The sequence below is a fragment of the Phyllobacterium chamaecytisi genome (assembly GCF_020164455.1).
Taxonomy (GTDB): Bacteria; Pseudomonadota; Alphaproteobacteria; order Rhizobiales; family Rhizobiaceae; genus Phyllobacterium; species Phyllobacterium chamaecytisi.
The window spans coordinates 1-12,409 of record NZ_JAIQWW010000044.1 but is presented as its reverse complement, the minus strand read 5'-3'; the positions used below and the strand labels follow the sequence as shown (position 1 = coordinate 12,409).

The window sequence follows — 12,409 nt, the reverse complement described above, 5'->3', positions numbered from 1 at the left end:
CCGAGGGCACCGCTAAATACACTCAAAGCGAAGATTCGGGATTCCGCGCACGTCACAGCAGTAGCCGGATGGGCTAATTTTCCGGTAGCGAGGTCCTTTCCAGAGAGATAGGCATGCCAAGGTCTTTCATCAGGGCACTATACCTTTGTGTTATGCTGTCATCTGTCATTGGGCTCGATATCGCCAACGCCGCGCCGCCTGCTCTTACCGTTGGGACAAGCCTGAATAGGGGGCGTCCAATCGTTTGCGAGTTAGGTGCCAATCGGTTGAGACAACGTGGCTTTCACGATGTTTGGCGTGTCGATTGCCGTGGGCGGTTCTTTGTCTATCGGGCATGGCAGGCAGGCCGCCGTTTTGAAATCGCAGTCAATCGCCACAACGGCAGGGTCGTCGACTTACGCAGAATTGGTTGATCCGTCCACAACACTCGCGACATTCAAGACATGACGGTTGGGAGTATTGGACGTAAGGGACTACAGAACATCTTCAATCATTCAGTATGTAACCGTTACGTACTGTGCCATGTGTTCTGTCTGTGCTGACCTAATCCCATTGAACTAACGGCAAGGGCGGGACAGCCGTTGCTCTGACCCAATCGTCATGGAGGAAAGCTTGGGAAAGAATTTGTTTGTATCGCTGGGACTTGTTCTCAGCCTGTTGATGACGCCTGTGGCGCTGCCCACCGCCGCCATTGCCCAGTCCGTCAGCATCACCATCGGCACCAATCTCAACAGAGGCAGGGGAATAACCTGCAGCCAGGGCGAAAGGTTGCTCCGCAATCGCGGTTTCCGCAACATACGGCGCATGGATTGCCGTGGTCGGTTCTTTATTTATCGCGCATTACGTGGAAATTCCCGGTTCGAGATTGCCGTCAGGCAAAGCAATGGCCGCGTCGTCGATGTGCGCAGGATTGGAAGGAGATAGTCCAGGTTCGTTCGGTCCGAACCCGGATAGAGGACATTCAGAGACTGCGAGCCCATAGCCAAAGCGGGGCACTCCTTGCCTTGCAGGCGCTCTTGACCGCATCTGCCGCGGCCGTAAACGGGAAGGCCGCCCCCGGGGCGCGCACGGGGCAGGCGTTGGCAGATGGCAGAACAAACAAGAAGTCATGAACGTACGGTGCTATCGACGCGCCGTGCTCTCAAAGATGCGGATAGGCGCACTCAGGGCGCCTCCCGTCACCGTCCCGATTGCCAAGCCGGCTTCGACGGCGGCAGCACCAAAGTTGCCGGGTATGTTTGGATCGGCATCAGAGAGTGATTGCCCTCTCAGCAGCCGCTGGCGGAGGGGGTGGGATTCGAACCCACGGTAGGCTCTCACCTACGCCGGTTTTCAAGACCGGTGCCTTAAACCGCTCGGCCACCCCTCCAACCTGCTGAAACGTTTGATATCCAATGTTTTGGCGAAGGCCAAAAGAATGCTACGAACGCTGTGCGCGGTCTATATAGCCTTTCGAATTGCGGCGTCAACCTCGTCGTCAGTGTCCAGCTAACGGCATTTTAAACTACCAATCTGGTAGTCTGTCTGGCCTTATAAAACGTAAAATGCCTTGATTGTGCCGATATGAACGGGCAATCGTGCCCTGAAAACTGTTTTTACATGGATTTGACCCCGTGATTCCTTCCTCCGTCCGGCAGATACTTCTGGCGATTTCTACGGTTTTGATTCTCGCTGGTGCGGTAAATTCGACTGCCGCGCAGACGCCTGCGCCTGCGCCGGCTCCTGCCACGGGCATTGTTGCGGAACAGCGGCCTGCAATCGATGCCGTGAAGAAGCAAATCGCAGACTATGCCCAACAAATGGAGAAGGCCGATACCGACGCAGCATTGGCGGATCTGCGCCTCAATCTGGAGGCCAGCGCCAAAAAACTGTTGGACATCGGCGTATCGTTCAGACCGCGTGTCACGGAGATCAATTCGCGGCTGGATCAGCTCGGTCCTCCACCAGCCCAAGGCCAGCCACCGGAAGCGCAGATCGTCACCGATGAGCGGGCGAAGCTGACGACCGAGAAAGCCGAAATCAATGCCGTCCTGGGCGAGACCGAGGATCAGTTAATCGCGGCTAACCGGATGATTGAGCGAACGGTGGATGCACGGCGCGAACTGTTCACCAACACGCTTTCGCAGCGCGTCAACATCAATTATTCGCTCGGTAGCGAAGTCGCCGACGCATACGGCCAGGAAATACGAACGATGAATCAGGTGGTTACATCCTGGTGGCGCTTCGTCGTTTCCTTCAAATGGCAATCCATGCTGGCCGCTGCCTTTTTTGCCGCGATTGCAGCGCTCGTTTTGCTGATAGGTGGTCAGCGGACACTCGGCCATCTCTATCTGCGTGACGCGACTATTGAATCGCCATCCTATCTCAGCCGTCTCGCTGTCGCGTTTTGGTCGACGCTCATGCGATCGTTGACGGTGGTCGTCTTCCTTGTCACAACATACTTATTTCTTAACTATTTCAACGTGTTGCGACCAGATATTGCAGCACTTATCTATATGCTTTTTTGCGTCATCGGCATCGTGTATTTTGTTCACGCCCTTGCGCAGGCGGTGATCTGTCCGGGTGCACCAAACTGGCGTCTGGTGCGCATAGCGCCGCGGCCAGGCCGTATCCTGATGGTATTGATCACGGCCACAGCAACGATCACCGGGCTCGACTACATCGCCGATACGGTCAATCAGATCGCTGGTTCGCCATTGTCATTGACCGTCGCGAAGAGTCTCTTTGCTACCGTTCTGATGGGTCTGCTCATCATTGCCATGGCCTCATTGAGGCCGCTGGAAGACGAAGAAACCGGGAATATCAAGCCTTGGCCAAGGGCCATGCGGCTTTTCCTCTACGCGATCGGTCTCGTGCCCATCGTCGCGGCGCTTCTCGGCTATATCGGACTGGCACGCTTCGTGTCGCAGCAGATTGTTATCAATGGCGCCGTGGTCGTCACGATGTACCTGGGCTTCCTGACGGCTCGCGCGGTATCCGACGAGAATGCACTTACAGGGACCAAGCTTGGACGGGCGGTGCAGACCCGTTTTGGTTTGGATGAGACTGCCCTCGACCAGCTCGGTCTGGTGTTGAGTATTGTCATCAATATCTTCGTTGTAGCGCTGGGTATTCCGATAATCCTCCTGCTGTGGGGATTCCAATGGAGCGAAATGTCGGCCTGGTTCGTAGCAATCGCGACAGGCTTCCAGATTGGTTCGGTTAATATTTCACTGGTTTCGATTGCAATCGGCGTTCTGTTGTTCGCGCTGTTCTACGGATTTACGCGCTGGTTCCAGGGCTGGCTCGACAATCGTGTCATGGCACGCGGCAGGCTCGATTCAGGTGTACGCAATTCGATCCGCACCGCTGTTGGCTACCTTGGCCTCGGCATTGCAGGCGTCATCGGCATTTCGGCGGCCGGCATCAACCTTTCCAGTCTGGCACTGGTTGCGGGCGGTCTGTCGCTTGGTATCGGTTTCGGCATGCAGGCGATCGTCTCGAACTTTGTTTCGGGTCTTATCTTGCTCGCAGAACGTCCCTTCAAGGTCGGCGACTGGATCGAAACCGGCGGCGTCGGCGGTATTGTCAAGAAGATCAGCGTTCGGGCAACGGAGGTCGAAACCTTCCAGCGCCAGTCCCTCATCATTCCAAACTCATCCTTCATCAATGGCAGTGTCGGCAACTGGACGCATCGCAACAAACTCGGCCGCGTCGATATCCCGATCGGTGTTTCGCATAAGGTCGACCCCCGCCGTGTGCATGCCATTCTGATGGAGATTGCCCGCGGTCATCCACTTGTTTTGAAGAACCCGGAACCGTTTGTCGCGTTCAGTGCAATCAGCGAGTCAGTCATGCAATTCGAGATGCGCGTCCATCTCGCGGATCTATCCAACTCCGGCACTGTTCAAAACGAAATCCGCTTCACATTGATCGACCGTTTTGCCGAGGAGGGGATCGAGATCCCTTACCCGCAACGGGATGTGAATCTGCATCTCGAGGATGCCGAGTCCATTGTCGAGATGCTGACCGACCGGGTAAGAGACAAGCTCGCCGGTGAAACAAAGAAGATCAAACACTGAACAACTCATAGTATGAGTCCGTCGAACACAAAAAGTGAACCAACCCCAAACGCATACCGCTGGTGGCGTTTAAGAACGCGATAATAGAGAGCCGCGGCCAGATATTGTTAAGCTGGTATCAATCTATCGGTGGCATTTATACACTTGGTGCAGCTGCCATGATGGGTCTCGGGGTTGCGCCAGCATTCTGATCTGTTTATCAAATTACAAAATCCTTGGGGGCGGCCCGTGCGGCCGGCGGTTTGCATTGTCAAAAGCCAAAGCTTTTCGCGTTGTGGGAGTAGTTGCAGTGGGCGCCCTGATGGCAGCCTGTGCATCGTCTCCGCAGGTCAAAGTCGCCAAGCGAACCCATGGCAAGGAATATTTCGCCGAAGCAGAATATGGTGTGAAGGCGAGTCCACGCGTCGTCACCGATTTCCGCAACATGCCACGCGGCGGGGGGCGCAACCAGACTGGCCGGCCCTATCAGGTTGCAGGTAAATGGTATTACCCGAGGGAAGAGCCAGGTTATGTCCGCAAGGGCAGGGCCTCCTGGTATGGTTCCGCCTTCCATGGCCGCCTGACTGCCAATGGCGAAGTGTATGATATGAACCACCTCTCGGCCGCGCATCCGACAATGCCTTTGCCAAGTTACGCCCGTGTTACAAACCTGACCAATGGCAGTTCGGTTATCGTCCGCGTCAATGATCGCGGCCCCTACCATAGCAATCGCCTGATCGATCTTTCACAACGTGCAGCGCAGGTCCTCGACTATCATGATACTGGCACAGCCAATGTGAAGGTCGAATATGTCGGGCGTGCACCGCTGGAAGGGCGCGATGATAATTTCCTGATGGCTTCCTACCGCGGTCCCGGCGCACCGGATCCGATTGGGCAGCCAGCTTCGGGCGTGATGATCGCCATGAATGGGCCGACGCCTACGCAGCATACACCTGCCGCCATTCCAGGCATGGCGCTGCCTAAGCCAGCCGGTATCCAGGTGGCGAGCCTCGGCGGCCAAGCGATGTCGCTAAACGATCAGGCGGCTCAGCTCGCAGCACCACAGCAGGCTATGGCTCCGGTGGACGATTCAGGACTTTCCTTCAACATGGATATCGTTCCGGTTCTACCGCTGATCGGGCCCTATATTGATGACAAGCCAACGATCCTGATTGGCTCGCTCAAGGGCGGCAAGCAGGTGTCTCCATTCATCAGTTCCTACGCCAGTGAGCGCGTCGCAAGTGCGAACAGCACCGTGCAGGCCGCAAACAGCCTGCTTTCGCCAGAGGCTGTTTCGACTGCATGGAAGGGTATGAGCGACATGCCGCAGGCCCCTGGTGGATCGGGCGAATATATCGATGTCGGCCTGTTTGCCAACAAAGCAGAAGCCCGACGAGTGATGTCCGCGCTTGGCCCGCTTGGCAAGGTGGAACTGTCTGAAATTGCCAGCCCCGAAGGGCCTCGTATTGCCGTGATCGCGCGGGCAAGCGCTGGAAAGAACGCCGACACTCTGCTTCAGGCGGCGTGGAAGGCTGGTGCCGTCGATGCATTCGTCGTCCGTGATGACGGCAATTGATATCGAACGGCTTGGACGTTCTCTGACTGCGCCACTTCGTATTCTTGCTCTTGGCGCGGCCATGGCTCTCGCTTCAGCTGGCGGGACGAACGCCCAGGATGCGCTGTTTGATACCAAGGCCAAGCAGGCGTTGATGGTCGAGGACCAGACCGGCACGATCCTCTATGCAAAATCACCTGACACACTGATCGAGCCGGCCGCGCTTGCCAAGTTGATGACCATGGAAGTGGTATTCCACGCGCTCAAGACAGGCGAGATCACGCCATCGACACAATACATGGTGAGCGAGAATGCCTGGCGAACAGGCGGCGCGCCATCGGGCGGTTCGACCATGTTTGCCAAGCTGAAGTCCTACATCAGCGTTGGCGACTTGATCCAGGGGGTTATCGTCCAATCGGCCAATGATGGCTGTATTATCCTCGCAGAGGGCATTGCCGGCTCGGAACAGAAATTCGCCGAGATTATGAACGTCCGGGCGAAGGAAATTGGCCTGAAGAGCTCAACCTTCACCAACTCGACCGGGCTACCTGATCCGAAGCAAAGGGTTTCGCTGACAGATCTCGTCACTTTGGCGCGCCACATCAAACACGAATATCCCGAATATTACCGGACCTATGCGCAGGATAGTTTCACCTGGAATAATATCTTCCAGCGCAATCGCAACCCACTGCTGCGCCTCGATATCGGCGCCGACGGGATGGGTACCGGCTACACTGAGCAATCCGGCTATGGTATTGTCGGCGCTACGGAGCGGAATGGACGGCGTTATATCGTTGCGCTGAGCGGCCTTGCCAGCGATAAGGAACGCGCCGAAGAGGCCAAGCGCATCTTCGAATGGGCCTATCAGGCCTTCGAGGAGGCTGACGTCTTCGCTGAGGGTGAAATCGTTGGTGAAGCCAGTGTGTTTGGCGGGATCAAATCAGCTGTCGCTCTTAAAGCGCATGAGAAAATCAGCATTCTCATCCCAGTGGCCAATCGCGACCGTCTGAAGGCGCACGTGGTCTATCAAGGGCCATTGGTGGCACCGCTGAAGGCCGATCAACCGGTCGGCACATTGCGGATATGGATCGGCGATGCACTCGTCCAGGAAACGCCGGTCTATACGGCAGAGGCAATTGAGAGTGGTGATCTGAAAAAACGTTCGCTCGACGCGGTATTCGAATTGACGACAGGTTGGGTCCGGCGCCTCGATTTCTAAGACAATCCCGCCTCGACCTTTTCTTTTGCGAGCGCTAGAACCATCTGCAATAGACAGTGACTCCGCATCGAAAGACAGCTGATAGCGTGCAAGGACTATTCATAACATTTGAGGGCGGCGAGGGCGCGGGCAAGTCCACACAGATTGGCCTGTTAGCGGATCATTTGCGCGCCGATGGCGATGATGTGCTCGTAACGCGCGAGCCAGGCGGTTCGCCGGGTGCGGAAGCCGTGCGTCATGTCATATTGAGCGGCGCCGCCGAACCTTTCGGCCCGGCCATGGAAGCCTTGCTGTTTGCCGCGGCGCGCAACGACCATGTGGAGCAAGTTATACGTCAAGCACTGAAGGCCGGCCAGATGGTGCTTTGCGACCGCTACATCGACTCCAGCCGCGTCTATCAGGGTGTGACCGGCAATCTCGATCCGGATTTGATGCGCGCTATCGAACGCGCCGCCATTAACGGCCTCATGCCGGATATGACGATCATCCTTGACCTGCCGGCCGAGGTCGGTCTGCAACGCGCCCATGCACGGCGTGGGGCAGGGACTGCAGACCGCTTCGAAAAGGAAACGATCGATCTGCACCGCAAGCGCCGTGACGCCTATCTCGCCATCGCGACCGCAGAACCCGAGCGCTGCAAGGTGATTGCTGCAAATCGTTCGGCTGATGAGATTGCAGCTGACATCGCCGCACTGGTCGATCGGTTGAAGACCAGCCGTGGCCTGAAGACGAAGCAAGGCATCGAGGTAGCGAAATGAGCGACACCACCCTCGACGTGCCGGCAACCCACGATACCATCGATGGTGTTCCTGCACCTTCGGCCAATCCCGCATTGTTCGGTCACGCCGGGATAAGGTCTTTTCTCGCGCAGTCCTATCAGTCTGGGCAGATGCACCACGCATTATTGCTCGAGGGTCCGCAGGGTGTCGGCAAGGCAACTTTGGCGTTCCATCTTGCCGGTCACATGTTGAGATATCCTGCGGAACGCGAGGCACCGCTGGCGCTTGCTGAGCCGAATTTTACCGTTGCGCCTTATCGGCAGCTCGCAAGCGGAACACATCTGTCCGTGCTGCATATCAGCCGCCCGATAGATGCCAAGACGGGCAAGTTCAAGACCGGCATCACGGTTGATGAAATCAGGCGGGTCGCGCACTTCCTCAACCGTACCTCCCATGACGGCGCGTGGCGCATCGTCGTTGTTGATCCTGCAGATGACATGAACCGCAATGCGGCCAATGCGTTACTGAAGACTCTTGAGGAGCCGCCGCAGCGAACCTTGTTCATTCTGATCTCGCATTCTTCCGGCCGGTTATTACCGACAATCCGCTCACGCTGCCAGTCGATCCGTTTTGAACCGCTTGAACGCCAGGACCTGCTCGCTGCTCTCTCGGCAATCAATCTCGATACCGAACAATTGCCCGATGCGGATTCGCTCATCGCCCATGCGGACGGCAGCGTTCGGAAAGCTGCATTGTTGCTGGCATTTGGCGGGCTGGAAATCTCGGGGGCAACCGATGCTATCCTGAGAAATCCTGTGTTCGACGTGCCCAAAGCCCAGGCGTTGGCAACGGCGCTGTCGGGACGCGACGCCGAGATCCAGTACGATCTTTTTCTCGATGATCTTCTGGGGCGCATTGCAGTGAAGGCGCGGCTCAGCGCAGAGCAGAGCGACGTTTCACAGGCGAACCGCTGGTCCGGTATCTGGCAGGACATGCAGAACGAGGCGAGGGAAGCCGCCGCTTTCAATCTCGACCGCAAGCAGACTGTTCTTATTTTCCTCGAGAGAATGCACCGCGCGCTATCGGGCAGATAGAGGTCTGCCGGTATGGCAATCAGGTCCGACTTGCGTTATGTCAGCCAGACGTTTTTTCCCAAGATGCCCAAACCAAAGACGAAATCAGGTCACGCATGAGCCGCGAAACATTTTACATCACAACTGCCATTTCCTATCCGAACGGAAGCCCGCACATCGGCCATGCCTATGAGCTTATCGCGACCGATGCGATCGCGCGCTTCAATCGCCATGACGGCAAGGACGTTCTGTTCCTGAGTGGCACGGACGAACATGGCATCAAGATGCTGCAGACTGCGCGCAAAGAGGGCATTACGCCACGCGAACTTGCGGACAGAAATGCCAAGCTTTTCCGCGACATGGGGCATCTTTTGAATGCTTCCTATGATGATTTCATTCGCACAACCGAAGAGCGGCATTACAAATCGTCGCAGGCTATCTGGCAGAAGATGGCTGATGCAGGCGATATCTACAAAGGTGGTTACGCCGGATGGTATTCCGTGCGCGATGAAGCCTATTACCAGGAAGAAGAGACGGAGCTGCGTGCCGACAATGTGCGCTATGGTCCGCAGGGAACGCCTGTGGAATGGATTGAGGAAGAGAGCTATTTCTTCCGCCTGTCGGCGTATCAGGACCGCTTGCTGAAGCTTTATGCAGACAATCCGGGTTTCATTGGTCCGGATGAGCGGCGCAACGAGGTGGTTTCCTTCGTCAAATCAGGTCTCAGGGACCTGTCTGTATCGCGCACGACATTCGATTGGGGCATTCCTGTTCCCGGCGATGAAAAACATGTCATGTATGTCTGGGTCGATGCGCTGACGAATTATATCACCGCCGCGGGCTATCCCGATGAAAAGGCCGAACGTTGGCGCTATTGGCCTGCTGACGTTCATATCATCGGCAAGGATATTATCCGCTTCCATTCAGTCTATTGGCCAGCCTTTCTATGGTCCGCTGGTATCGAACTGCCGAAGCGCGTTTTCGGCCATGGCTTTGTGTTCAACCGCGGCGAGAAAATGTCGAAATCGGTTGGCAACGTCATCGATCCGACTGCTTTGGTGGAGCATTACGGCCTCGATCAATTGCGCTATTTCCTGCTGCGGGAAATCCCGTTCGGTCAGGATGGCAACTATAGCCATGAGGCCATCGTCAACCGGACGAACGCCGACCTCGCCAATGACCTCGGAAATCTGGCGCAGCGTTCATTGTCGATGATCGCAAAGAACTGCGATGCCAAGGTTCCACAGCCTGGTACGTTAACTGACGCGGATAAGGCTATTCTCGATCAGGCCGTGGCGGCGCTCGATACCGCTCGCAAGGCGGTTGCCAGCCAAGCACTCCATCAGGCGCTGGCAGCGATCTTCGGTGTCGTGGCCGAAGCCAATCGTTATTTCGCCGCACAGGAGCCGTGGGCGCTTAAGAAAACCGATCCGGCACGCATGGAAACGGTTCTCTATGTCACGGCGGAAGTCATCCGCCGTGTTGGCATTCTTTGTCAGCCATTCATACCGGGATCAGCCGCCAAGCTGCTCGATATTCTTGCTGTGCCGGCAGATAAGCGAGACTTTGTCGATCTGAAAGCCAGCGAATTGATACCTGGCACTGATCTCCCGGCACCGCAGCCGATCTTCCCGCGCTACGTCGAAGCAGAAAAAGCAGACTAGTTCCATGCTTGTCGATAGTCATTGCCACCTGGATTTTGCGGATTTTACCGAGGAACGGGATGCCATCGTTCAGCGGGCGCTGGATTATAACATCACGCGGCTGGTAACGATTTGCACACGCGTCCGACGCTTTGGCGATATCATAAAGATCGCGGAGCAGTATGACAGTGTCTACGCATCGGTTGGAACGCACCCCAACAATGCGCATGAAGAGCTCGATGTGACGGCGGACGACCTGATCCGCTTGTCGGAGCATCCGAAGGTGGTCGCTATCGGCGAAGCCGGACTTGATTATCATTACGACTATGCGCCTCCGGAAGCGCAGGCGCAGGGCTTTCGCACACATATTGCCGCTTCCCGCGCCACGGGCTTGCCACTGGTCATTCACGCCCGTGCTGCCGACGATGATATGATTTCCATTCTGACGGAAGAAACAGGGAAGGGCGCCTTCCCCTTCATTTTGCACTGCTTTTCGTCCGGTGCGGAACTGGCGCGAGTGGGTGTAGACCTCGGCGGCTATGTGTCGTTCTCGGGCATTTTGACATTCAAGAACTCGCTTGAGATACGTGAAATCGCCAAAAACGTGCCGCGAGATCGGCTCCTGGTCGAGACAGATGCGCCATATCTTGCGCCGATGCCGCATCGCGGCCATCGCAACGAGCCAAGCTTTGTTCGGCATACGGCGGCTGTACTGGCTAACACCATTGGCGTCAGTGAAGACGAGATCGGCAAAATAACAACCGACAACGTATTCCGCCTGTTCACCAAGATGCCAAGGCCAAGCGCTGGAACCACAAATGCCTGATCGCTTGCGCTTCACCATTCTTGGTTGCGGCTCGTCTCCGGGCACACCACGTATCAATGGCGATTGGGGCAGTTGCGATCCGAGCGAGCCGAAAAACAAGCGACGGCGTGCAGCCATGCTGGTGGAACGTATCGCGCATCATGGCGGTGTGACGACCGTGATAATCGACACGGGACCGGATTTTCGCTCACAAATGATCGATTTCGGTTCCGGAAAGCTCGACGCGGTTGTTTATACGCATGCCCATGCTGACCATATCCACGGTCTGGACGATCTGCGCACATTCGTCATCGATCGCCGCGATCTGGTGGATATCTATGCCGATGCGATGACACAGCGGCGCCTGATGGAAGGTTTTGGCTATTGCTTCAAAACCCCGGAAGGCTCGAGTTATCCACCAATCCTGCGACCGCACGAGATCATTCATCACGAAGCCTTCGAGATTGACGGGCCAGGCGGCGCGATACGCTTTCTGCCGCTGCCGCAGATCCATGGCGACATTCTTTCGCTGGGGTTCCGGATTGCCGATGTGGCCTACTGCTCGGATGTCAGTGCGTTTCCCGATACCACTGCAGCACAACTCTTCGATCTCGATACACTGGTCATCGATGCGCTGCAGTATAGAACACACCCAAGCCATTTTTCATTAAATGAATCAATCGAATGGATTGGAAAGCTCAAGCCGCGTCGAGCGATTTTGACCCATATGCACATACCGCTGGATTATGGAACTGTGCTGCGCGAGACGCCGGACAACGTCGAGCCGGCCTATGATGGTTTGTCATTCGAGGTCGAGCTATGAGCAAAAGTGTCGAGCGTGTCCGCCAGGCGGCGCATGCGGCGGGTCTTGATATCGAAATTCGCCAAATGTCCGATTCGACCCATACGGCTGAAGATGCGGCAATCCAGTGCGGCGTCACCGTGGCGCAGATCGTCAAATCCTTGATTTTTCAAGGCGCTGATACGCAAAACCTTTATCTGTTTCTCGTTTCGGGTCCACGCAAGCTTGATCTCGCCAAAGCTGCCAGGCTGACCGGCGAGGCATTGTATAGGGCTGATCCCAAATATATCCGCAAGGAAACAGGCTTTGCCATTGGCGGCGTTTCACCATTGGGACATCTGATCGACATCAAGACTTATGCCGATGAAAGCCTGATGCAGTTCGATGTGGTGTGGGCTGCAGCCGGGGGAACCAACTTCGTTTTCCCGAGCGAGCCAAAGGCATTGGCCAGAGCCGCAAAGGCGCAAATCGTCGATATTGCAGGCTGAATTGCCTGTTTGCCCACACTAAGCAGTTCCATAATCTATCTTATGTGATCTTTGGAACCCATGAG

The 12,409-nt window shown here is 56.2% G+C and carries 10 protein-coding genes and 1 tRNA gene; 10 read left to right on the top strand and 1 reads right to left on the bottom strand.

Annotated elements, in window-relative coordinates; genetic code table 11:
- Positions 1 to 612 precede the first annotated feature (612 nt).
- Positions 613 to 924, top strand: coding sequence for a hypothetical protein (locus tag LB462_RS30500; RefSeq protein ID WP_224515805.1), 312 nt, complete (start codon positions 613 to 615; stop codon positions 922 to 924).
- A 355-nt stretch (positions 925 to 1,279) separates the two neighbouring features.
- On the opposite strand, the gene LB462_RS30495 is transcribed toward LB462_RS30500, so the two are convergent.
- Positions 1,280 to 1,369: transfer RNA gene (locus LB462_RS30495), tRNA-Ser, on the bottom strand.
- 244 nt (positions 1,370 to 1,613) lie between these two features.
- On the opposite strand from LB462_RS30495, the gene LB462_RS30490 reads away from it, so the two are divergent.
- From LB462_RS30490 to LB462_RS30450, 9 genes are all read left to right on the top strand, one after another.
- A complete protein-coding gene (locus LB462_RS30490) occupies positions 1,614 to 4,061 on the top strand; it encodes a mechanosensitive ion channel domain-containing protein (protein ID WP_224515803.1) in 2,448 nt (815 codons plus the stop codon).
- Between the two features lie 301 nt (positions 4,062 to 4,362).
- Entirely contained in the window at positions 4,363 to 5,616 is a 1,254-nt protein-coding gene (locus LB462_RS31355) for a septal ring lytic transglycosylase RlpA family protein (protein WP_304610464.1), read from the top strand.
- 61 nt (positions 5,617 to 5,677) lie between these two features.
- Positions 5,678 to 6,814 carry a D-alanyl-D-alanine carboxypeptidase family protein gene (locus LB462_RS30480; RefSeq protein WP_370637356.1) on the top strand — a complete coding sequence of 379 codons (1,137 nt, stop codon included), beginning with the start codon at positions 5,678 to 5,680 and terminating at the stop codon, positions 6,812 to 6,814.
- Between the two features lie 86 nt (positions 6,815 to 6,900).
- Positions 6,901 to 7,572, top strand: coding sequence for a dTMP kinase (gene tmk / locus LB462_RS30475; RefSeq protein ID WP_224515799.1), 672 nt, complete (start codon positions 6,901 to 6,903; stop codon positions 7,570 to 7,572).
- Positions 7,569 to 8,627 carry a DNA polymerase III subunit delta' gene (locus LB462_RS30470; protein ID WP_224515790.1) on the top strand — a complete coding sequence of 353 codons (1,059 nt, stop codon included), beginning with the start codon at positions 7,569 to 7,571 and terminating at the stop codon, positions 8,625 to 8,627. The genes tmk and LB462_RS30470 overlap by 4 nt, the downstream gene beginning before the upstream one ends.
- 83 nt (positions 8,628 to 8,710) lie before the next feature.
- Positions 8,711 to 10,270 carry a methionine--tRNA ligase gene (metG, locus tag LB462_RS30465; protein WP_224515807.1) on the top strand — a complete coding sequence of 520 codons (1,560 nt, stop codon included), beginning with the start codon at positions 8,711 to 8,713 and terminating at the stop codon, positions 10,268 to 10,270.
- Positions 10,271 to 10,274: 4 nt separating this feature from the next.
- On the top strand, positions 10,275 to 11,075 hold the full coding sequence (locus LB462_RS30460) for a TatD family hydrolase (RefSeq protein WP_224515789.1): 801 nt from the start codon (positions 10,275 to 10,277) through the stop codon (positions 11,073 to 11,075).
- Positions 11,068 to 11,877: an MBL fold metallo-hydrolase gene (locus tag LB462_RS30455; protein ID WP_224515786.1), complete on the top strand. Its 810-nt coding sequence runs from the start codon at positions 11,068 to 11,070 to the stop codon at positions 11,875 to 11,877. Before LB462_RS30460 ends, LB462_RS30455 begins: the two co-directional genes overlap by 8 nt.
- Complete coding sequence (locus LB462_RS30450; protein WP_224515784.1) at positions 11,874 to 12,344, top strand: YbaK/EbsC family protein; 471 nt, start codon at positions 11,874 to 11,876, stop codon at positions 12,342 to 12,344. Before LB462_RS30455 ends, LB462_RS30450 begins: the two co-directional genes overlap by 4 nt.
- The last annotated feature ends 65 nt before the right edge of the window (positions 12,345 to 12,409 follow it).

Bases quoted from the DNA above. Each gene is read 5' to 3' on its own strand.
- LB462_RS31355 (WP_304610464.1), top strand. From the start codon at position 4,363: ATGGCAGCCTGTGCATCGTCTCCGCAGGTCAAAGTCGCCAAGCGAACC.
- LB462_RS30480 (WP_370637356.1), top strand. From the start codon at position 5,678: ATGGCTCTCGCTTCAGCTGGCGGGACGAACGCCCAGGATGCGCTGTTT.
- LB462_RS30470 (WP_224515790.1), top strand. From the start codon at position 7,569: ATGAGCGACACCACCCTCGACGTGCCGGCAACCCACGATACCATCGAT.
- LB462_RS30460 (WP_224515789.1), top strand. From the start codon at position 10,275: ATGCTTGTCGATAGTCATTGCCACCTGGATTTTGCGGATTTTACCGAG.
- LB462_RS30455 (WP_224515786.1), top strand. From the start codon at position 11,068: ATGCCTGATCGCTTGCGCTTCACCATTCTTGGTTGCGGCTCGTCTCCG.
- LB462_RS30450 (WP_224515784.1), top strand. From the start codon at position 11,874: ATGAGCAAAAGTGTCGAGCGTGTCCGCCAGGCGGCGCATGCGGCGGGT.